Consider the following 22,923-nt stretch of genomic DNA (forward strand, 5'->3'; position numbering starts at 1 on the left):
AATAATTGATGACCAATTGCACTCATAGCTGTCAAATTAATAAGGTAAGAGAGCCAGTCACCATATTATTTTTATAGCCTACCTTAGATGATTGCGATACGTTGTACGCCTAATGTTACTGAACTGCTGAAAGTTGGTTAAATTATCGCGCTTCTATTTGCAGTGCGGCAACAGCTGGCAGCACTTTGCCTTCTACAAACTCTAAAAATGCACCGCCACCTGTTGACATGTAGCTCACGCCATCTGCAACTTGATATTTATCGATCGCTGCTAAAGTATCGCCACCACCAGCAATCGAAAAACCTTGACTGTTTTTGACCGCATTTGCCACGATTTGAGTGCCTTGACCGAAAGCATCCACTTCAAAAACACCCACTGGCCCATTCCACAAAATAGTCTTTGCATTGGTAATAGCATCAGCCAGTTGCTTGGCGCTTTCTGGAGCGATGTCCAATATCATGTCATTATCACCAATCGCATCAACCGACTTCGTAGTCGCAGTGGCTTTTTGTAAGGAGCCTGTAAAGTCAGCGAAATCAATCTCATTTTTATCGGCAACCACCACATACTCAGGCAGTAAAATCTCAGTTTTAGTCATAATCTCACGAGCGGTCTCAACCAAGTCCGCTTCATATAGCGAAGCGCCGACACTGTGACCTTGCGCGGCTAGGAAGGTATTCGCGATACCACCACCAACGATTATTTGCGTGCATACTTCTGCCAAGCTATGCAAAACTTGCAATTTTGTAGAGACTTTTGAGCCACCAACAATAGCGAGCATGGGCTGCGCTGGGGTTTCAAGCGCTAGGCTCAAGGCATCAAGCTCAGCGGCTAATAGCGGCCCTGCGCACACTGTTTTATCTGCTTGACGCATGGCCTGAGTGACACCCTCAGTTGAGGCTTGCGCACGGTGCGCAGTGCCAAAGGCGTCCATCACAAACACATCACATAGCGATGCATATTTCTGTGCTAAGTCTGCATTATTTTTCTTCTCACCCGTATTAAAGCGCACGTTTTCTAGTAGTACCACTTCACCTGCTTTAATTGCAACGCCTTCAGTCAGATAGTCATTATTTAAACTAACTGGCGCTGCCAATTTGTCGCTTAAATAGTCAGCGACAGGTGCTAGAGAATATATGGCTTCAGGATTGCCTTCAGTTGGACGTCCCAAGTGTGAACACACAATAACGGCAGCGCCTTTCTCTAGTGCCATTTTGATGGTAGGCAAGCTGGCCTGCAGGCGCGCATCACTCGTGACCTTACCGTCTCTAATAGGTACGTTCAAGTCTTCTCGAATCAATACCACTTTGTCCGTTAAGTTTAGCTCACTCATACGCAAAAAATTCATTACCTGCTCCTATGCATCATCTATTGTTAATCTACGGTGTGGCTTTTTACTAAATATCACTCAATGCTAAATATCACTGAATGACAGTTATCAAACTATTTAACCGCTTATTCTTACTAATGGTCTCATGAGACTAATCTAGCAAGAATCTGAGGCGGTGTATTCTAGCAGTTTTCTAACAAGCGCTCATAAAGAACCTATGATTAAATTTTACTAAGCAGGTTAAAAATAAGACAAACTTATTTAATTTTTATAAAAATCAGTAACATTTCGTGGTGGTACTCAGCAGTCAGGCTGTTTATGATGGCATTGATGTTTATCGTAAATATGAGCTTTACGATACAGCGCCTATTAATGATAATAATTAAGTTCAACAATAAAAATAACCCATTAGGAGAATACCATGAGTATCGATCTAGCCACTGCTAAACAGACTTTATTGAAGCTGAAAGACGAGTATGAAACTCGAATCGATAAAATCGAAGATCATATCCAAAATCCACAAGATGACCTCAATGAGCATTGGGAAGATCAAGCCATCTCTTATCGTCAAAACGATATGCGTAAAAATCTCATGGGTGAAGCACGACAAAGCCTAATCTATGTCGAAAATGCCTTGAACCGTATCGAAAATGGGACTTATGGTGAATGTGAGGTATGTGGCAAACTGATTGAAGAAAAACGCTTGGAAGCACTGCCCTATGCCACCTTATGTATGGAACATGCAGAATAACGATTCATTTATATAATGCACTTATATTTTGAAACATCGATTTTATTTTGAAACATTGATTTCAAATTTAGAAATCAGTTATAAAGCAGGCGTCTGCCACGTACCAAGCGCCTGCTGCCATTGCTCACAGCGCTCGGCTATTTGGTGTTCTGGCAAATCCATAATATCCCCAACTACTGCCACATAAGCAATCGGCAAACCTGCCAGCTCAATAACGTTTTCTGCCGTTAGACCGCCTATCACACATAACTCAATACCTTGCTGACACCCATCGGAAAGCTCTCGGCGCGAGATGACATCTGCATTAGGCTTGGTTGTAGACGCAAATACTGCGCCCATCGCGGCATAACTGGCGCCATCATCCTGCGCTTCTTTCACCAGCGCCACATCACCATGACAAGTGCGGCCAATAATCTGATTCGATAATAGACATTGCTTGGCCTCTCTGATATCGCCATCTTCTTGCCCCAAATGAACCCCAACACCAAGCTTTGCGGCCAGCTGAATATCATCATTGATGACGACTGGGACATTGTATGTCTTTGCCAAGCGAATTATTTGTAGAGCTTCGTCATAGAGCTTGGATGCGCCATTGCTTAACGTCAATGTTTGCTTACGGCGGATTTGCAATAAGGCAATACACCCTGTGGCAAACGCGGTCTCTAATTTGCGGTATAGCAGCGCGAATTCATCATCATTGGTCAGCAAATATAACTTTGGGGCTAGTGTAGTAGTCGATGCTTGAGTCATATGGTTTTTCCTAGGGCGTGTTCTTATTTTAAAAATAATGGAGACAAAAATTCAACACAATAAAAAAGCCGTTATATTACATAACAGCCTTTTTATACCTACTAAACCCATCCGCTTACACTGTACGGCGAGTTGCCAAACTGTTTAAAATGTTCTTAGCATCACCCCAACGCGTGGCTGAGCTGTTCGCCCCTAAGATGACAATAATCGCAGGACGGTTATTCACACGTGTTTCCATTACCACACAACGACCTGCTTCATTAATAAAACCGGTTTTTGAGATCCCGATTGGATAATCGCCTGAACGTACTAGACTGCTGGTGTTGTTGGCTTTATAGGTACGGTTACCGGCTGAATAATTGGCCACGTAAAAGTCATAGCTCTTAGTCGTGGAGAAACGACGAATCACATCGTAGTTACCAGCAGCACGGACCATTTTTACCAAGTCATTTGATGAAGCAATGTTACGTTTATCGAGACCCGTTGGATCACCGAAATAAGCTGTCGTCATACCAAGCTCTTGTGACTTACGGTTCATCGCTCGTATAAAGGCATCATAGCCACCTGGATAGTTACGCGCTAGGCTTTTGGCGGCAGGGTTTTCAGATTTCATTAATGCCATTAACAGCATTTCAGCACGGTTCAAACGATCGCCTGATTTTAACCGCGAACTTGCACGCTTAGGACCGACGAAATCTTCAGGATCGAGGGTGATCTCTTCTCTCATATCGAGACCTGCATCCAACACCACCATTGCCGTCATTACCTTAGTAATACTCGCCATAGGACGGGCGACATCAGCGTTTTTCTCGTAAATAGATTCACCAGTTTCGGCATCGATCACCGCCACACTGCGAGAGTCGGTGCTGATCGGAATCATGCTACTGCTGCCAAAGCTCCCACGATAAGTAGTGTTATAGCTGTTGGTGTTATTGAAGCTGTTATTACTACTACCAAAACTACTGGTGTTGCTGTTAGTAATATTGGTAGTGCCATACCCATTATCGACTTTTTTGATGGCCGAACCGTTAGACTTGTACATGATATTGCGCGCTTCGGACAAGCTATCAGCACCGCCCCAACTCATACGAGCACTCGATCCAGCATCAGCGCTACCATTAATTGTAAGTGCAGCTTGTGCAATACTGCCTAAACTCAATGAAATCATGGCAGCAACTAACTGCTGTTTGGTTAATGGTAAGTGCTTCATTCTTCCCCCTGCTGTCGCGATGCTGTTAATTAGCGAATCAGTTACATACTAATTAATAGCAACAACGTACGTAGCGTTTGTGGTTGTGTTTGTAGGTACTCACATAGAGTTTTTGTATTTTTAGTGTATCATGGTTTGCATTTAAGTTTAATGTACTAAATCAGTTAGATGGGCATTTTTTAACCAGCTTCAAATTTTGCTACATTTAAATTAGATTTTAGCAATATTAATTAACACTATAGCAATATATGATGAGAGTAGTAGTCATCAAATCAATGCGATATCATCCTATTATAAAATAATAAAAATCATTGTTGTGGTTAATAGATATACAGATTGGTTCAGATAGTTTAACGTTCACAATGCAACCTTCATTTTGATAGACAGCAAAGAGTACAACTATGATTCGAGTATTGGTAGTAGATGATCATGATTTGGTGCGGATGGGTATCAGCCGTATGTTGGCAGACAGTGCTGATATCGAAGTCATCGGTGAAGCTGACAGCGGCGACATGGCGATTAAACTGGCCAAACAGCTGCGCCCTGATGTGATTTTGCTAGATGTGAATATGCCCAATATCGGCGGGCTTGAAGCAACCAAGCGCTTGATTCAGCTCGATCTGGGTATCAAAATTTTGGCCGTCAGTAGCATGTCGGCACAACCTTATCCATCCATGCTGATCAAAGCGGGCGTCAATGGTTATATTACTAAAGGTACGCCGCTTGATGAGATGATACGCGCGGTCAAAAAAATCTATCAAGGTGGTCGTTACTTTAGCCAAGATGTCGCTGAGCAGTTGGCTGATGTTCTCTTGTCAGATAATGCCAACTCACCTTTTGACTTATTAAGTGACCGCGAAAAACAAGTAGCCATGATGGTGGTCAACTGCCAAAGTCCGCAGCAAATTGCTGATCAATTGTTCGTGAGTGTCAAAACCATCAACACTTATCGCTATCGCATTTATGAAAAAGTCGGCGTCGATAGTGACGTGAAATTGACTCATCTGGCTATCCGTCATGGTCTCATTCAACCGTAAACCTCTTCATACCTTTTTTATTACGGTCAATTTATGAAACTTGCGCTCAGAGCCGTCTCTGCTATCACCAATTACCTACAGCAAGATGAGACGCTGCCTTTACCACAGTTACGGCGGTTGGGACTGATCTATAGCAGTTATCGATTTATCGTTAGCGTATTTTTTATGTTGATGGTATATGTGACCGTCAAATCTGATAGTGGCTCATTATTACCAAGCTTATTGCAGCAAACAGCGCTTAGTTTCTACGTCATCATCAGTTTAATTTTGCTTGGCTTGTTTTATGTGGTGACTAAGAATCTGCGGCGCCAGCTGGCTTTTGGATTGGCATTAGATGTCATTATCTTGAGCCTTTTGCTTTATACCAATGGTGCCCCTGACTTACAGCTCACCATGCTTTATATGGTCGTCGTCGCGGCCAGCTTCATGCTACTGTACGGCTCGCAAGCACTTATTATCACTTTGCTTGCTATTATTTTCGTAATCTATCAGCAGTTTTTTTATGCCATCGCCAATAGCATGAGTTTGTCCAATTTAGGCGATGCCTTGCTGATGTCAGCAAGCTTTTTGGCGGTAGGGGTCTTGAGCTGGTCCATTTCCCAGCGCTTGGTACAAGTCGAGCAAGTCGCTGCAAATCAAGCCAAAGAAGTCGAACGACTGAACGTGATCAATCAAGAAGTCATTACCCAAATGGTCAATGGGGTCATCGTGATTGACAGACAGCATATTGTGTTAGCAAACCTAGCGGCTCATCAGCTACTCAGTATCCCCCACCCTCCGCTAGCGTCCATGCTTGATACGTCCAGTCATTTAAGATATGAGCAAAACAACCCCGAAGCTACCCTTCTCGCCGACTTTCAACATCAGCTCAAAGAACAACATCTGCAACTTATTGATGCCTGTTTGTCCGTCTCTGAAGGGCTGTCACGCAGCTTTGTTTATGAATTACCTGCGGTAGCAAATGCCTCTGTCATCGGTAAGCTACGGGTACAAATCATCCCCTTAAAAGATAATAGCAAGCTGATCATGCTAGAAGATTTGCGCCGTGAGCAAGCCAGCGCTCAACAGTTAAAGCTGGCATCGCTTGGGCAATTGACCGCCAGTATTGCCCATGAAATCAGAAATCCGCTTGCGGCTATCTCACAGGCCAGTCAACTATTGATGGAAGATGTCGTAGAAAGTGAGAGGAACAAGGCAGCAGAGCATAGTACTATCAGTTCTACTGCCGACCATACAACAGCGATGACAGAGCCTGCAAATACTTATATGACGGGCAATCACGAACTGTATGAAATGATATTTTCGCAAACCAAACGTGTAAACCGTATTATTGAAGATATCTTAAAACTGTCGCGCCAGCAGGTAGCCCGTCAGCAATCAATTCTATTGGCTGATTGGCTACCACTGTTTTTGGACAATTATTTTCGAGACCATGACATTTTTTTGCGTGTATATACCAATCCCACTATCTCGTTCGACATGCACCAATTGGAACAAGTATTAATTAATTTGATCAATAATGGTCTGCGTTATAGTAGCTACGCTCACCCTCATGCTTTTGTGGAAATTGAGATTTACTGTGCTGATAACGATGTTATAATTGATATTTTAGATGATGGATTGGGCGTTAGTAGCAATGATTTACAGCATTTATTCAATCCATTCTTTACCACCGACGAAGCTGGAACGGGTTTAGGATTGTATTTATCACAGGCGTTCTGTGAAGCCAATCAAGCCCGTTTACTCTATATTCCTGAACACCAAAAGACTTGCTTTCGCTTGATTGCCCCTGCTATCGACACCGATGGTCACGATGCTGATAAACGGCTTACTGAAGACCAGTAGCTTCTATAAAAGAGAAGGGTTGTTTGATAAAAACACGTTGATTATCACCCTTACTAGGGCGTGTCATCAATTAGCACATGGATACATTTAGTGGTCTTAAAATGGCTAAATTTAGCCAAACATCGTCAGAAATCTTGTCAATATGTTCATATTTACGGCAATTTCTTCCTTGTTTGGCTGCAATTTTCCTCATTTTAAGCCTCACAATCTAAATGATGACACACCCTAGATAAGACAGATTGAACCCTATTTTTAAATTTTTAGCCATCGAACACAATGAGATAACGTATGACAGTAACCGCGCTAGTCGTTGATGATGAAGTAGATTTGTGCCGCTTGATGCAAATCACCCTAACCAAGATGGGCATCAAAAGCGATGTGGCTTATACCTTATCGCAAGCACGCGCCTACTGGCAGCAAAACGACTATGACTTTTGTCTGACGGATCTCAAGCTACCCGATGGCTCAGGACTAGAGCTGGTCAAAGACATCAGCAACAGCTCTAGTACACCGATCGCCGTGATTACTGCCCATGGTAGTATGGATTTGGCTATTGAAGCGTTAAAGCTGGGTGCTTTTGACTTCGTCAATAAACCGCTTGAGCTGCCACGTTTACGCCAGTTGGTCGAAAACGCACTCAAGGTTATTCACCAAAATAACGAAGCAGAAGCCGCGCCTGAATGTTCACCTGAGCAGCAGATGTTGGATAGCCGTTTAATCGGTGATTCTGCCGTCATGCATCCCCTTAAAAACACCATTTTAAAGTTGGCACGCTCACAAGCGCCAGTTTTTTTATCAGGTGCGTCCGGAACAGGTAAAGAAGTGGTTGCCAAGCTGATTCATGATTTAAGCCCACGTCGAGATGGCAGTTTTGTACCGGTGAACTGCGGAGCAATCCCTTCCGAGCTGATGGAGTCGGAATTTTTTGGTCATAAAAAAGGCAGCTTTACGGGAGCGGTCGCTGATAAGCAAGGCTTGTTCCAACAAGCCAACGGTGGCACGTTATTTTTGGATGAAGTAGCAGATTTGCCCTTGGCAATGCAAGTCAAATTACTACGCGCCATTCAAGAAAAAACCGTGCGTGCCATCGGTGATACCAAAGAGCTGCCTGTCGATATCCGCATCTTATCTGCGACCCATAAAGACTTGAACCAATTGGTACAAAGCGGACTGTTTCGGCAAGATTTGTATTACCGTATCAATGTGATTGAACTAAAACTGCCCACGCTTAATGCGCGGCGTGATGATATTCCTGTCTTAGCAAAGCATTTTTTAGCACTGATCGCAAAAGAGTGGCAGTTGGACACCCCACCCTCATTGACAACGGCGGCTTGCGCGCGCTTGCAGCATCATGATTTTGCTGGTAATGTTCGTGAGCTACGCAACCTACTCGAACGCGCCGTGACATTGGCGGAAACGTACACCATTGACGTCAGTCATCTGGGTCTAGCGGAGCTTGATACTCATCAAGAGATTAATACTCAACAAAGTCAAAATACCAACGCAACCAGTCATAAAGTGCCTACTCCCAACCCATCTAATTATAAAGAAGACAACCAGCCAGCAATCGAATCCGTAATTAACAAAGAAGAAATTGGTCAAACCTCGACGGTGAAGCAATCTGAGCAAGCAAAGACCAATCTACATCCTTATCGTACGATTACGCAGCACTACCCTTCCACGATTCAGCGGTCGATGGCCGATAGCAGTGAACCAGACCGTAGCCCCATCTCTTCTATAGAGCAGGAATTAACAACCAGTCATGACGAGCAAATAGGGTCAGAAGAGAATTTTCAAAGCCAGTTGTTGCCTGCCAAAGGTCTAGAACACTATCTGCAAGAGCAAGAAAAAAATCTGATTATTACTGCACTTAAACAAACAGGCTGGAACAAAACCCAAGCCGCTGAACTGTTAGGAACGACGTTTCGCTCTTTACGTTATCGTATGAAAAAGCTCAATATTGCTGAAGATCAGGCCGATTGATTTTAAGGTCTGTAGATTTAAACATAATACATCATCAATTTTGAGCATAATAATGGTGCTGGGCAAGTAAAGTACGCTTAGGGCTATCGATACCTATTTACTTTTCGTCTATCTGCTTTTCGTCTGTCTGATCTTCGAGAATATTATCCTCTACAGCTGAATTTCTCACAAAGCGAATACCCGAAGCGAGCGCTTTTGCCCTGAGTAAATCAAGCGCCTGCTGCTCCCATGTATTCTCATTACCCAGTAGAGCCACATCAGGCTCGACCCCGATACCATCTATCTTATTGCCAGCCGCCGTCACATAATTAGCAACGGTTAGCTTAACGGCCTGCTCGTCATTCACAGGTATCACCGACTGTACCGAGCCTTTGCCATAGCTCACCTCACCGACGATAGTGGCGCGTTTTTGCGCTTGCAAGCTGCTTGCTAATACTTCGGCAGCTGAGGCAGAATAACGGTTTTGCAATACCACTACGGGCAATGGCTTGAGTATTGCAGCACCTTGGGTCGATAAAACACGAGAGTCATCTTTCCGACCTTTCACTTGTACCACATCAGTGTCCGCCATAAACAAACTAGCCACACTCACCGCTGAGGTTAAAACACCACCTGGATTATCACGCATGTCTAACAAAATACCGGATATCGGTGCTTCTAAGCTAATAAGACCTTGCAGCAGCTTTTCACGACTGTTGTTTTGAAAAGCGGGCAGTTTCATCACCGCCATACCATCAACAAGCCGTGTCTCAATGACTTGCGGGTGGTTATTGTTACGCTGTAAAGTCGTGGTATGTTTGCGGCGACCCGCTTTAGAAGTCACAATATCCACTTGTGTACCCGCAATACCGGTTAAAAGCTGTTCAACATCATTAGTTTGTTTGTCGTCATCTAATTTGAATTCATCAACTTGATGCAGATAGTCACCGACTGCGATGCCTTTTTTATCCGCAGGTGAGTCATTAAGAACTTCTGTGACGACCCAATAGCCAGCCTTTGGTCGATAGACCACCTTGATACCAATATCGCCGACATCCCCTTCGGTAAAAGCCCGCAGATTTTCGTAGGCCTCAGCATCCAAAAATTCAGCGTGGCTATCGAGCTTAGTCAACATGCCACTCATCGCATTATTAAATAACTCTTCGTCATTGACCGTGTCCACATATTCACGGCGTACCAAGTCCACGACCGCGACAAACGTTTTTAGAGTTTCAGGGGAAATAGCATTCAATGACACTTGGCCCACTTCATCAGGGACATCTGTATTGATATCGTCGGCCTCATCGGTCAAAGCGCTTTCATCTGCAACACTGTCTATCGCATCATCAGACGCGTCAGCAGCATCCAACATATCAGCGATATCAGACAAATTATCTGCACCGTTTTCTGCCGATATCTCATCAGCATCGAGACTGATAAGCTGTAGGCTGGCCGTCGGGCTGCTTTCATTATTTGTCGCAGCCTGTGCTTGCATGCCAACAACATTCAACCCTATGAAACTGGCCATGAGTACGGGTTTAAAAACAGTCGACGTTATCAATGCGGTCATCATTGATGGTTTTTCTAGTCGTTTAGACGCCGACGAACGTATAAGACAGATGGGATGCATAAAAACTCACCTAGATAAAAAGAAAACATGCAAAGTTATTGTTATCGGGTAATTAATGAATGATATCGTGTAAGGTAGCATCAAGATCACAGCCAAGACTAGGGTAGTATTGCAAGTGATACCAAACCCAAAAAGTACGATTAGCTGTGTCAAACTCGTTTAGTCTACAATGCGTAGCACTTATACTCGTTTTCCTTGCTGCTCTAATTTTTGTGAATGGTATAAGCTAAAATCCTATCCTAAAAAAGGGAAGGAGCATAGATACCCTTCCCTTTATCTTTCATTCGCTGACTGCTTCAGCTGTGCTTATGGCATTATCATAGGCATTATCATAGCCAGCATGCGAAAGTATCAGAATGACTGAATCACGATACTGGAATCAATAGGTTTTCGCCCGTCATTTCTTCTGGCGCATCGATATTCATCAATGACAAGATGGTCGGTGCGATATCGCTAAGCTTACCGCCACTACGTACTTGTACTTTTTGCTCACCAATATAAATTAGAGGCACATGCTCGGTGGTATGTTGGGTATGTACCTGTCCGCTTTCGTAGTCTTGCATTTGCTCAACATTGCCATGATCAGCGGTAATGAGCATATCGCCGCCAGCTGCTCGTACTGCCGATTCAATGCGGCCAACACAGACATCTAACGCCTCTACCGCTTGCACAGCTGCTTCAAAGATACCGGTATGCCCTACCATATCACCGTTGGCATAATTGACGATTAACACATCATATTTGCCTGATTCAATAGCAGCCACCAACTTATCGGTCACTTCAGGAGCACTCATTTCTGGCTGCAAGTCATAAGTGGCGACATCTGGCGACGGCACAAGAATACGTGTCTCACCTTTATACTCTGCTTCGCGGCCACCACTAAAGAAAAACGTCACGTGCGCGTATTTTTCAGTTTCGGCAATACGCAGTTGCGTTTTACCTTGCGTTTGCAAATATTCACCCAGCGTATTGGTCAAAGACGTCGGATAATAAGCGATACTGGTCTTCGGGCTATCCGCTAAAATATCTGAGTACTTGGTCAACATGACAAACGCGGCCAGTTTTGGCTGTTTATGACGGGCAAAACCTGAAAACTCATGATCTGGCAGCACAAACGCTTGCGCTAGCTCACGGGCGCGATCGGCACGGAAATTCATAAAAATAAGTGCATCATTATCATCGACGGTATAGGGCGTGTCGCCGCTCTCAATCACGGTAGTTGGATTGATAAACTCATCAGTTTCACGGGCTTTGTAAGCGGCTTGAACAGCACCATCAGCACGGGTAGATAGACGATCGGCTTTACCTTCCGTAATAAGCTCATAGGCCTTCTGTACTCGATCCCAGCGATTGTCACGATCCATCGCATAATAGCGACCGATGATACTGGCAATCTGTACGCGACCTTCATAATGGGCGTTAAGCTTGTTCAAGTATTCACGCAAACGATTGATGTACTTATCAGCAGATTTAGGCGGCGTATCACGACCATCTAAAAAACAATGAACAAACACGTTTTTGGCACCGTGAACCAATGCCGAGTGACACATTCCTTCGATATGGTCTTGATGCGAATGCACGCCACCATCAGAGAGCAAGCCCATAATATGGACATTACCCCCTTTTTCGTTAGCCGCTTTGACAGCATCGACCAAGGCTTCGTTTTTATAGAACTCGCGATTGGCAAGCTCACTTGAGATACGGGTTGAGTCTTGATATAGCACACGACCAGCACCTAGGTTCATATGTCCCACTTCAGAATTACCGAACTGACCATCTGGCAAACCAACATCTTCACCCGACGCAGAAATCAATCCATGCGGATATTTCTGATAGATCTTATCTAGATTCGGCATATTAGCCGCAGCAATGGCATTATCCTTGTCTTCTTCACGATGACCAAAGCCGTCCAATATCATTAAGACATACGGTGTTTTTTTATGCTGTGCGCTATCTTGCTTGCTATCAAGTTGCGCCTGATTGTCGTCAATAGATTCAGATTGTTGCTGGGTACTGGTCATAGATTACCGCTCCTCAAGTGAATGAACGCCTATACTGCTATATTAGGATGTCGAAAGTTGTCTATATTAGCATACATCTTGAAATTGCTGAAAAACTGCGCGTTTATCCTGTTATTTCAATGCTTTCGACCCTTTTTTTCTGCTATTTATTTTATGGAAATGGTTGCTATTATTGCTGTGCTTTTCTAAAAAGACGTATTAATCTGTAAACCGCGCTTGCAATCAGCTATGCCATTAGTTAAGATAAATCTATTCTGAAGTGTTGGCTAGTAGATGTTTATTCCCTGAGCCGATAATGCTTTACCAGGATGTGGTACCTATTGCTTCATTGTGTATGCCTGCACCGCTTGCGGTGTATCAGGAAACCTGCAGAGGCAGTGACGCATCCGCCCTGAACTTCACGGTTCATGGGTCACCATCTTACGGCGGCACTTCGGTTGTTATATTCGGTTAGTCATGTCTCTATTTATATTCACTAGGTTTATTAGTAACCCATAAGTTTATAAGAGATTCATAATAACCAACAAAAAGCCCCTTTCGTCAATGACGTAAGGGGCTTTTTTTATGTCAATTTTTCGCTATTTTTATTCATCATTAGCAGATTTGGTAATCTTTTTGACATCTTTAGGAATGTTTTTAGCAGTCCCATCAACGGTTGTATGCTGCTTGAACACATCCCCAAATGGGTTTTGTTGTTGTTGACCGAATGGGTTTTGGCCATTAATACCACCGCCAGCGCCACCAAATGGATTTTGTCCACCCATACCGCCTGCGCCGCCGAATGGGTTTTGACCGCCGCCCATCTGTTTGGCCATCATCTCCATCATTTTTTGCTGGTTGTTCATGACGTAATTATTAGCAAAGTCTTTGAGCTTCTTTTGCACAGGTGGTAATACCACCAATAACGCGAGTAAATCGCTAAGCACACCTGGAATAAGTAGCAAAATACCAGCCGCTGCCATGGCCACACTTTTAAGCATGGTCGACTCTTGTGGGCGCATCGCTGGGTTCATCATGCCGCCCGCTTTCATTTGCTGAGCCATCGGATTGAGCGCTGCCATACCTTTACGAATAAGGGTGATACCAATAACTGCGGCGATAATAAACCACATGAATACCCACCAACCACTCATAAACTGGGCAATTAAATACCACAGTAGCATCTCGATAATAAACCAAACGATGGCAATACCAACTATCTGACCCATAAAGTGTCGTCCTATAAAATAAAAACCAATAAATTGAGCGCCATACAAATTAAGATGGCTAACATATGATGTATATGGGGATTGATTGCTATACTATCAAACTTAAGGCGTATTTTTAAGCCATATAGTCGGGGCAATATAATTTGGATACAAGGAAGATGAGTAAAAGTACTACGAGTAGTAGGCTGAGCGAGTCTGACACCGTATCCGATTTATATAGGATTGAATATAAAACAAAATGTAAGTAAGACGGAATACTATGGCAATTATTATCGGGATTGACCCAGGCTCACGTATGACGGGTTATGGTATCGTGCAACAAACGGGCGATAAGCTAACCTATATTGACGCAGGCACCATTCGTACGGATACCAAAGAGATGCCTGAACGCCTAAAGCGCATCTTTAATGGCTTGACGCGTATCACCCAGCATCATCTAAAATATGCAGAAGAGCCGATTTATACCGCAATTGAGCAAGTATTTATGGCAGAAAACCCAGATTCTGCGCTTAAACTGGGGCAAGCACGAGGCGCAGCCATCGCCGCGATGGTGGCACTGGATTTGGAAGTATCAGAATATACCGCACGCCAGATCAAGCAAGCTGTGTGCGGTTATGGTGCCGCAGCCAAAGAACAAGTACAAGAGATGGTCTGCCGGATACTGTCTTTAGATGTCGTACCACAACAAGATGCCGCTGATGGTCTTGCCTGCGCTATTTGTCATGCGCATTCAAGCCATTCAATGAACAAGTTGCTCCTAAATAGCGCCATGCGTGGACGCGGTGCGTCTAAGAAAAAAGGTCGCTGGCGTTTGACGGAAGAAGATTTAGGTAATTTACGATAAGATAAGAAGCCAAAATACAGCAAACAACCATAAAAAAAACACGCGATCAAATGGCGCGTGTTTTTTGTTTCAACCATCTAAATGATTCAAATAATTTAACTATAATAATAAGACCGCTTCACCCGTCGTCTACTCTGCGACGGCACTCTCAATCACCGCATCTAACACATAAGCATATTCTTCGCCTTCTGCACTCTCGTTATTGTCGATCTGATAGCGTTGTAGGCGTAATACTTCTTCGTGCATGCCGTCGTGTTGATAGCCATCAATGTCACCCTTGAATGCTGTCCACTTGCCTTCGCTGGTTTTCAGGCCTTGATCATCATAAGTGACAGGCTTGACTTGCAGACACATCCTAGAGTCAGCATCGCCACAAGCGATTTTTTCACTACTCACTGCCCAAAAGACGGTCTCGCCTTTGCTATTATATTTGGCTTGTGAAGTGAGCCTACCTGTCCAAATCAAAGTCATTGAATCATTAGTCACTTGCGTCAATAGTGGCGTCTCACCTTCAGTGACAGTTAACTCGCTACTACCTTGCATGAGCGTATTTAAAAGACTCTCTGCGCTATCAAGATTGCCACACGACATCTTAGTGCTCATACTATCTTCTATCGTTAACCTTTGAGCCTGTAATTCATAGGCAGCGCTCATCGTATTGCAGCCAACGCTATAACTCAAGGTATCTTGACCTTGATTAAATAACAGCGTCACCTGATCCTTGATATTTATCAGGGGCGCTAATGGTTGATCGCTCGCACCTTTGGCAGTCATCAGTGTCCAACGATGGCGCGCAAGATTGGCAATCATCTGTTGTTCGACGCTGAGCTCAGTTACTTCAGATGCCGCCACTGTCTCATTAGCATCAGGCTCAACTTCTGTGTTTGCTAGCGTAGCCCTCATCTCTGCACTTGCCGTAGCATCTGTCCCTTCGCTCTCCGTAGATGGGGCGTTTTTTTGACAAGCACCTAGTGTCAGACTGACTGCCAATACGCTGGATAATAACAGTAGTTTTGTGATTGGTTGCCTTTTTATGTCTACCATACTACGCCTCTCTTACTAAGCTTATCTGATGCCTGCTACGACTGTATTAACTTATAAGGATTCTTATAGCTATTCATAAAACAAAACCAATAGCAGCAATCCGATACAATTTAACCACTATAACCTCGATCCTATTATCGTATGTAATGAAACGTTTCATTTTATTAATGATATTTTAATAAATAAACATAGTGAGTTTCCAAAAAATAGGGATGGCTAACAGTTCTAGTTAACCATCCCTATTTGGGTGTTTAATACAGCTATTTACACAGTTGATAGTTAGCACTTCAAACCACTAAAACTTAAAGCACGATTGACGATGTAGCCAGTTCTAATTGCACAGAAAAAATCAGATTTAATTACTGTCCACTACTCATTGGTCGCTTTAGGTTCTGCTTTTGCCAGTTTTTTAATACTAAAACGCTCATGCATTTTTTCATAAAACCGCGCAAGATTCGCGCCATGGGCTTTGGGGTCTACTTTTAATGCCTTGCCAAAGTCCAAACCAAGATATAGTACGATGTCTGCAAAGCTCAGTTGATCCCCGACTAGATATTCATGACCTTCTAAGCTTGTTTCGAAATATGCTAAGGCTTTTACAGCGCGCGCAATGGACGGTGCTACAAATTCTGGTACTTGGTCAACACGTTGTGCCTTTAATGGATGACTGTGCTGAAATGCCAGCATCAAGTTGTACAGTATTTCAAACTCCGCGATGCGGCGCATAGAGCACACTTGCGCGCGTTGTATGACATCGTTACCCATCACTGAGCGCTCACCATAAACGCGATCAAGATACTCACAAACCGCCTGCGAATCATTGAGCATCGTACCATCATCTAACGTTAAAACAGGTACCGTCTGCATCGGATTCATTTGAGTGAAAGCCTCTGACATCTGCTCGTTAGCAGCAAAATCAATGTCTATCACGTCGATGTCATCCATATCATCGACATCAATACCTTTTGATGCGAGCAAAATAAGAGCTTTACGAGGGTTGGGTGCAGTACGGGTTATATATAGTTTTTTCATGGTAAATTCCTTTTAAGTATTATTTCCGAAAAGAACGATAACGGTAAATTTTTATGATTATCGTTATATTATCAAAGCACAGAAGTTTATTGTTGCTCGCTTAGCGCAGTGACTATTGGTTTTTTTATCATAGCAAAACCTTGTCGCTGCTTGTGATATGAATAGTAAAAAACCCCATAACAGTAAGTTATAGGGTTTTTATTTTTTAAGCAATTATAAAAACGCGCACTTTATTTGTTAGGCGCTGGCGTGGTGCGCAAATAAGGCTTAATTTCTGTATGACCTTTAGGATAATTGGCAGCAATGTCTTCATTTTTTACGCTTGGTGGAATGATGACATCATCACCGTCTTTCCAGTCGACGGGAGTGGCGACGTTATATTTGTCCGACAATTGCATAGCGTCAATAACGCGAATAATCTCGTCGAAATTGCGACCACAGCTGGCTGGATACGTTAAGGTCAAACGTACTTTTTTGTTAGGATCAATAATAAAGACACTTCTAACCGTCGCTGTATTATCCGCATTGGGATGAATCATGTCATAAAGATTGGCCACGGTGCGCTCAGAGTCAGCAATGATTGGAAAGTTGACAGCAGTCCCTTGAGTCTCTTCAATATCGCCAACCCAGCCTTTATGATCTTCTAAGCCATCAACTGATAAAGCAATTGGCTTCACATTGCGCTTTTGAAACTCGCCGCCTAATGCCGCGGTACGACCAAGCTCAGTCGTACATACTGGCGTATAGTCTGCAGGATGTGAAAAGAAAACCACCCAGCTATCCCCTGCCCAATCATAAAAATTGATGTCGCCGTCTGTCGTAGTGGCGTCAAAATTCGGTGCGCTATCACCTAAACGTAAATGTGCCATGCTTAATTCCTTAGCTATTGTTAGTGATGAGCGCTGGTCTCTAAAAGCCAATGTTTAAGCATTAGCATATAAAGAAAATCACGCGCTCTATTATTATCATTGACGCGCGCCGCTATAAGAAAGGACTGGCTACACGTCAGGAAAACTTACTTTATCTTAACAAACTGATTATCAATGTCTTGTGACGGATTGTAATGCGGTTATACCATTTGGGTTTAAAAAAATAACAGATGATAGAGTTTTTATTTAAACCACCATTCCTGAATCCCACAAACAAAACTCGCCAAATTTACCGCGTTTGCTAGTACCTCCAGCCGTACGTCCAATATCCGTCAATACCAACTCGCCTTCTTGCTCTACTAGATAGCCTGCGGCAAGGAGTTTGTCATTTAATTCTTGCGTCTTCAAGCCCAACTCTTTCGCCAGCTTCGCCGTAGTAAGTTTGGAGTAATTAGGCGTTGCCGCTTCTGTAGTGGTGATAGCCGGCGCTTGAACAGTAGCGCTTGCTGTTTTAGCGTTAGAGTCAGTCCTATTATCAGATTCGCTTACTTTTTCGAGGGACATGCGGACTTCATCACTGATACGAATAATGCGCTGGGCTTCCTCATAAGTGTCGGCATAAAGCTTGGCGTCTTCGTTACGGTAAATCAGCACGCCCATTTCATTATTATTGACTTGGCTAAATTCATAGAGATTCAGACTGGTAATGATGCATTCATTTTCGTTGAGGTAGCATTTGGCATGCAAGTTTTTGCAAAAGCTGGTACGGATAAAAGTGAGATTTTTCAGCCAATTAATCTCTTCAGGGTGCAAGTCATTTTTGCCATAGACAATGCGAATATCGATTTTAAGACGGTTACGATCCTCTAATAGCTCTTTGATGCGCTCATTGAGTTTTAAATAGGGGCTGATAATAATCAATCTGTCAGACGCGTTTTTAATCAGCTCTTCTAAATGATAAGTCGTCCCACTGCTATTTAAAAACTTTGCCATTCTAATGCCCCCAACATCTATTATCAAAATTTTTGCGTAGTCACAAAAAAACCCATCCCTAGCGTACTAGAAATGGGCAACATTGCAAACTACTATTGTTGATTATTAGATTAAAATGCTATCGATAAGGTTACGACTGACACAGATTAAGCTGGTTTATAACTGTCACGCAAGCTGACAATTTGATTAAACACGGGCTGGTCACTACTGTGCTCTTCGCTATCAGAGATAAAGTAGCCTTCACGCTCAAACTGGAAGCGCGTGCCAGCATCAGCATTGACCAATGATGGCTCAACCACAGCATTAAGTTTAGTCAATGAGTTAGGGTTCAATGCTTGATGGACATCACTGACATTACTCGGATCTTCGACACTGAATAGCGGCTCGTATAAACGCACGGTGGCTGGAATCCCTTGGCTCGCCGATACCCAATGAATCACGCCTTTAACCTTGCGGCCTTCAGGATTTTGACCCAAGGTCGTCGGATCAATCGTCGCTTTTAGCTCCACGACGTTGCCGCTATCATCGGTAATATGCTCGGTCACGGCCAATACATAAGTATTACGCAAACGAATTTCTGGCTTTTCAGGTGATAGACGCTTATAGCCTGCTGGCGGTTCAATCTCGTAATCGCCTTTATCGATATAAAGGGTCTCGGTAAACGGAATCTCACGCTCGCCCATATCGATATTGGGATGGTTTGGCTGCGTCAACCATAAGGTTTGTGCCTCAGCGTCAAAGCGCGCATTGACGCTGTCCGCTTTTAGCATTTTCCACTGACTGACCGCATCGCTGAAGTTAGTAATGGTCACTTTCAATGGCTTAAGCACCGCCATACCGCGTGCTGTCGTATTGTCTAACGACTGACGAATACTAAATTCTAGCAAACGCATATCGGTCACACCATCTGCTTTAGAGACACCAACGCGATCACAGAAATCACGCAAGCCTTCAGGCGTATAGCCGCGACGACGCATACCAGCGACGGTTGGCATGCGTGGATCATCCCAGCCATCGACGATAGCTTCATCGACCAATTGCTTGAGCTTGCGCTTACTGGTCAACGTATGGTCAACATTGAGGCGTGAGAACTCATACTGATGCGGCGGTTGCTCGAAGCCGATTTTATTGACAATCCAATCATAAAACGGACGATGGTCTTCAAACTCAAGGGTACATAGCGAATGAGTAATGCCTTCTAAGGCATCTGACAACGGATGGGCAAAATCATACATAGGATATATGCACCATTTATCACCGGTCTGATGATGTTCTTGATGCATCACACGGTAGATAATTGGGTCGCGCATATTCATATTGGCATCAGTCATGTCAATTTTGGCACGTAATACGGCAGTACCGTCTGCATATTTGCCGTTTTTCATGTCTTCAAACAATGCTGAATTGTCTGCGACGCTAGCATCACGCTGTGGTGACGGCTTGCCTGCCTCATTGAATGAGCCGCGATTTTCTTTGATTTGCTCAGGGGTCTGTAGGTCAACGTATGCATCGCCCTGCTCGATCAATTGCACCGCCCAGACATATAGCTGGTCGAAGTAGCTAGAAGCATGCAGTGCCTCGCCTGCCCAGTCAAAGCCCAACCATTGCACATCGTTTTTGATATTATCGATGTAATCTTGCTTTTCGGCCGTTGGGTTGGTGTCGTCATAGCGCAAATGACAGATACCACCAAACTCTTTAGCGACGCCAAAGTTTAGACAAATGGATTTTACGTGACCCAAATGCAAGTAGCCATTTGGCTCAGGCGGAAAACGGGTCACAATCTGCTGGTATTTTTGCGCATTGACATCGTCACGAATGATATTACGAATAAAGTCGTTTTTTTGTTCATCTTTTTGTGCATTGTTGCTTGAGTGCTCACTCATCGGGCATTGCTCCTAACGCAAATTGTCCATTCATGCAGCGTGCCATCACGCCTCATGAAAACTTAAACCAAACTATTAAAACAGGACTATTAAAATCGGACTATTAAAACTAATTTACTAAAACTAAGCTACTAAAAATGGATGATCATAAACCCAATTGTTAAAATTGGCGCTGTTAAAATCAGCGTTCAAAAATCATTAAAAATGGAAAGTTGCGTTATTCTATCAGCTTTTGCAAACGCATTAACAGCCAGATACATGACACGGGATAAAAAAGCCGTTAGACTAGCCATAACTTTTAACCACCAACTTTTTATCCACCACTTAACAGCGTCATTTTAGGCGCTGCAATCAAAAAGGAATATCTTATGGTAGACATGCCACCAGTAGTAGAGCTTGAAACCAATATGGGTGCGATCGTTATCGAACTCAATGAAGAAAAAGCGCCAAAAACCGTAGAAAACTTTTTAAACTATGTAAAATCTGGTCATTATGACGGCACGATTTTTCATCGCATCATTGATGGTTTTATGATTCAAGGCGGCGGAATGGACGCTGAAATGAATGAAAAAGCAACCAATGCCCCAGTTGAAAACGAAGCAGACAATGGTCTAAAAAATGATGCTGGTACGATTGCGATGGCACGTACCCAAGATCCGCATTCAGCAACCAGTCAGTTTTTCGTTAACGTAAAAGACAACGATTTCCTAAACCACTCTGGCAAAAACATGCAGGGTTGGGGCTACACTGTATTTGGTAAAGTAACAAGCGGTATGGATGTGATCGAAAAAATGCGCGGCGTTCCTACTGGTCGTTTCGGCATGCATGCTGACGTACCAAAAGAGCCAGTCGTTATCAACTCAGCGACCATCATTACTCAGTAATAGTTATTAAGTAATGGTTATTAAGTGATAGTTAAGATATAAGCATTATTGATAGAAGCTTATGACAAGTCACGAGGATAAGGATAAATGCAAAGTTTTGACCACCTAATTACCACCCGCCCTCATGAGGTGCGGCAAGTATTGATTAGCGATTTGCATTTATCGCCTGAAGAGCCTGCCTTAGTGCAGGCTTTTTTGGCGCTATTGGATGATTGCCTTGCCTTGCCTGCGCTTAAGCGACTATTCATTTTGGGCGATTGGTTCGAAGTTTGGCTAGGCGATGATGTGTATTTGTCCTTATCAGAAGAGGAGCGACAAAGTCATTGGCTTACCCCACTTATCATTAAGTTGAAAAAACTACGGGTAGCTGGCTGCGAGATTTTAGTCATGCATGGCAACCGTGATTTTCTATTGGGGCAGCCTTTTTGTAATATATTCGGTGGCGAGCTTATTTTTGAGCCTTACGCCTTAAAAGTCGGTCAACAAGACTACCGCTTAGAGCATGGCGATGCCTTGTGTACTGATGATAAAAAGTATCAGTTTTTTCGCAAAGTAATGCGCAATCCTATGACCCAATGGTATTTGCTGAACAAACCGCTAAAAAAACGTCTGGCTATCGCCGATAACATACGTAAAAAAAGTCAAAAGAACAATGCCAATAAAGCCGCGCATATTATGGATGTTAATGACAAAGCTGTGGCAGCCGCAGTGAATAACAATGATGCGCTATTACATGGACATACTCATCGTCCTGCCATTCATCAAAGGGAGAATGATAAGATACGTTATGTCCTTGGCGACTGGCGCTTGCTCGATGAAGAAAAACGCCAATCCAAAGTTGTGGCGGTGATTGGTGCGGTTATATCTGAAGAACACTTAGAGCATAATAATGCTGAGTTTAGCTTGGTTGAGTTTAGCTATTTAGTGTAGGGTGCGCCTCATTAAGTACCTTTCATTTAAAAGAAAAAGGGTCTGTTGCATAAGTAACAGACCCTTTTTTATACCCTTTCACATTCTGCTAGCCATTATCCTAAGGCATGAGTTTAAAGAAATGCTGACGATAATGTTTCAGCTCACGAATAGAATCGCGAATATCATCCAATGCTAAATGACTGCCACCTTTTTCAAAGTTTCTGAGAATATCAGGACGCCAGCGGAAACACAGCTCTTTAATCGATGACACATCGAGGTTGCGATAATGGAAGAATCGCTCAAGCTCTGGCATTTGGCGCGCCATAAAGCGGCGATCTTGACAGATGGAGTTGCCACACATAGGTGACTTGCCGCTATCGACCCATTTATTGAGGAACTTAATCGTCTCAGCTTCAGCTTCTGCCAATGTCACGGTACTACGGCGCACACGATCCACCAACCCTGACTGCCCATGCTGCTTGGTATTCCAATCATCCATGCCGTTTAAAATACGGTCAGACACTTTTATAGCGAATACAGGTCCTTCAGCAAGGACATTGAGATCCTCATCCGTCACCACGGTAGCAATCTCGATAATCTCATCGTTGATGGTATCAAGTCCGGTCATTTCTAGGTCAATCCATACCAGCCCTTTTTTGCCTTGGTTTCTGATTTTAATCTTATTGGGATGGTCATCGGTACTCATATTTTGTCC

General features: G+C 43.5%; 19 protein-coding genes and 1 other RNA gene. 8 read left to right on the forward strand and 12 right to left on the reverse strand.

Annotated features, from left to right (window positions below; genetic code table 11):
• Window positions 1–142: 142 nt before the first annotated feature.
• The gene (locus JMY08_RS09420) at window positions 143–1,348 is read right to left on the reverse strand and encodes a phosphoglycerate kinase (RefSeq protein WP_201593042.1); all 1,206 of its coding nucleotides are present in this window, start codon (window positions 1,346–1,348) and stop codon (window positions 143–145) included.
• Between the two features lie 403 nt (window positions 1,349–1,751).
• Between JMY08_RS09420 and JMY08_RS09425 the strand changes: the two genes are divergently transcribed.
• Window positions 1,752–2,081, forward strand: a complete 330-nt coding sequence (locus JMY08_RS09425; protein ID WP_201593043.1) for a TraR/DksA family transcriptional regulator — start codon at window positions 1,752–1,754, stop codon at window positions 2,079–2,081.
• Between the two features lie 78 nt (window positions 2,082–2,159).
• Here JMY08_RS09425 and JMY08_RS09430 read toward each other — a convergent pair whose 3' ends face one another.
• Window positions 2,160–2,831, reverse strand: a complete 672-nt coding sequence (locus JMY08_RS09430; RefSeq protein ID WP_201593044.1) for a thiamine phosphate synthase — start codon at window positions 2,829–2,831, stop codon at window positions 2,160–2,162.
• Between the two features lie 115 nt (window positions 2,832–2,946).
• A complete protein-coding gene (locus tag JMY08_RS09435) occupies window positions 2,947–4,041 on the reverse strand; it encodes a serine hydrolase (RefSeq protein ID WP_201593045.1) in 1,095 nt (364 codons plus the stop codon).
• Window positions 4,042–4,442: 401 nt separating this feature from the next.
• Between JMY08_RS09435 and JMY08_RS09440 the strand changes: the two genes are divergently transcribed.
• The 3 genes from JMY08_RS09440 (at window position 4,443) to JMY08_RS09450 (ending at window position 8,906) form a co-directional block, all read left to right on the forward strand.
• Entirely contained in the window at window positions 4,443–5,078 is a 636-nt protein-coding gene (locus JMY08_RS09440; protein ID WP_010199282.1) for a response regulator, read from the forward strand.
• A gap of 33 nt (window positions 5,079–5,111) precedes the next feature.
• A complete protein-coding gene (locus tag JMY08_RS09445; RefSeq protein WP_189584258.1) occupies window positions 5,112–6,923 on the forward strand; it encodes a sensor histidine kinase in 1,812 nt (603 codons plus the stop codon).
• A 288-nt stretch (window positions 6,924–7,211) separates the two neighbouring features.
• Window positions 7,212–8,906, forward strand: coding sequence for a sigma-54-dependent transcriptional regulator (locus JMY08_RS09450; RefSeq protein ID WP_201593046.1), 1,695 nt, complete (start codon window positions 7,212–7,214; stop codon window positions 8,904–8,906).
• Window positions 8,907–9,003: 97 nt separating this feature from the next.
• On the opposite strand, the gene JMY08_RS09455 is transcribed toward JMY08_RS09450, so the two are convergent.
• Window positions 9,004–10,515 (reverse strand): S41 family peptidase, encoded by a 1,512-nt coding sequence (locus tag JMY08_RS09455; protein WP_201593047.1) that lies wholly within the window; start codon window positions 10,513–10,515, stop codon window positions 9,004–9,006.
• 365 nt (window positions 10,516–10,880) lie between these two features.
• Window positions 10,881–12,536, reverse strand: coding sequence for a 2,3-bisphosphoglycerate-independent phosphoglycerate mutase (gene gpmI, locus JMY08_RS09460; RefSeq protein ID WP_201593048.1), 1,656 nt, complete (start codon window positions 12,534–12,536; stop codon window positions 10,881–10,883).
• A gap of 248 nt (window positions 12,537–12,784) precedes the next feature.
• On the opposite strand from gpmI, the gene ssrS reads away from it, so the two are divergent.
• Window positions 12,785–12,980, forward strand: a non-coding RNA gene (gene ssrS, locus JMY08_RS09465) — 6S RNA.
• A 140-nt stretch (window positions 12,981–13,120) separates the two neighbouring features.
• On the opposite strand, the gene JMY08_RS09470 is transcribed toward ssrS, so the two are convergent.
• Window positions 13,121–13,744, reverse strand: coding sequence for an FxsA family protein (locus tag JMY08_RS09470; RefSeq protein WP_201593050.1), 624 nt, complete (start codon window positions 13,742–13,744; stop codon window positions 13,121–13,123).
• A 259-nt stretch (window positions 13,745–14,003) separates the two neighbouring features.
• On the opposite strand from JMY08_RS09470, the gene ruvC reads away from it, so the two are divergent.
• Entirely contained in the window at window positions 14,004–14,588 is a 585-nt protein-coding gene (gene ruvC / locus JMY08_RS09475; protein ID WP_010199263.1) for a crossover junction endodeoxyribonuclease RuvC, read from the forward strand.
• A gap of 129 nt (window positions 14,589–14,717) precedes the next feature.
• On the opposite strand, the gene JMY08_RS09480 is transcribed toward ruvC, so the two are convergent.
• The 5 genes from JMY08_RS09480 to JMY08_RS09500 all read right to left on the reverse strand — a co-directional run bounded on the left by JMY08_RS09480 (window position 14,718) and on the right by JMY08_RS09500 (window position 20,412).
• Window positions 14,718–15,632: an META domain-containing protein gene (locus JMY08_RS09480; protein ID WP_201593051.1), complete on the reverse strand. Its 915-nt coding sequence runs from the start codon at window positions 15,630–15,632 to the stop codon at window positions 14,718–14,720.
• A 369-nt stretch (window positions 15,633–16,001) separates the two neighbouring features.
• On the reverse strand, window positions 16,002–16,664 hold the full coding sequence (locus tag JMY08_RS09485) for a glutathione S-transferase family protein (RefSeq protein WP_201593052.1): 663 nt from the start codon (window positions 16,662–16,664) through the stop codon (window positions 16,002–16,004).
• Between the two features lie 230 nt (window positions 16,665–16,894).
• Window positions 16,895–17,533, reverse strand: coding sequence for a peroxiredoxin (locus JMY08_RS09490; RefSeq protein ID WP_010199256.1), 639 nt, complete (start codon window positions 17,531–17,533; stop codon window positions 16,895–16,897).
• A gap of 246 nt (window positions 17,534–17,779) precedes the next feature.
• Entirely contained in the window at window positions 17,780–18,526 is a 747-nt protein-coding gene (locus JMY08_RS09495; RefSeq protein WP_201593053.1) for a phospholipase D family protein, read from the reverse strand.
• A gap of 146 nt (window positions 18,527–18,672) precedes the next feature.
• Window positions 18,673–20,412, reverse strand: coding sequence for a glutamine--tRNA ligase/YqeY domain fusion protein (locus JMY08_RS09500; RefSeq protein ID WP_201593054.1), 1,740 nt, complete (start codon window positions 20,410–20,412; stop codon window positions 18,673–18,675).
• Between the two features lie 368 nt (window positions 20,413–20,780).
• Between JMY08_RS09500 and JMY08_RS09505 the strand changes: the two genes are divergently transcribed.
• A complete protein-coding gene (locus tag JMY08_RS09505; RefSeq protein ID WP_010199251.1) occupies window positions 20,781–21,296 on the forward strand; it encodes a peptidylprolyl isomerase in 516 nt (171 codons plus the stop codon).
• Window positions 21,297–21,383: 87 nt separating this feature from the next.
• On the forward strand, window positions 21,384–22,226 hold the full coding sequence (locus tag JMY08_RS09510; RefSeq protein ID WP_201593055.1) for a UDP-2,3-diacylglucosamine diphosphatase: 843 nt from the start codon (window positions 21,384–21,386) through the stop codon (window positions 22,224–22,226).
• Between the two features lie 100 nt (window positions 22,227–22,326).
• Here JMY08_RS09510 and orn read toward each other — a convergent pair whose 3' ends face one another.
• On the reverse strand, window positions 22,327–22,914 hold the full coding sequence (gene orn / locus JMY08_RS09515) for an oligoribonuclease (RefSeq protein WP_037033272.1): 588 nt from the start codon (window positions 22,912–22,914) through the stop codon (window positions 22,327–22,329).
• Window positions 22,915–22,923 lie beyond the last annotated feature (9 nt).

Source organism: Psychrobacter sp. Pi2-51, from assembly GCF_904846665.1.
GTDB classification, from domain to species: Bacteria; Pseudomonadota; Gammaproteobacteria; order Pseudomonadales; family Moraxellaceae; genus Psychrobacter; species Psychrobacter glaciei.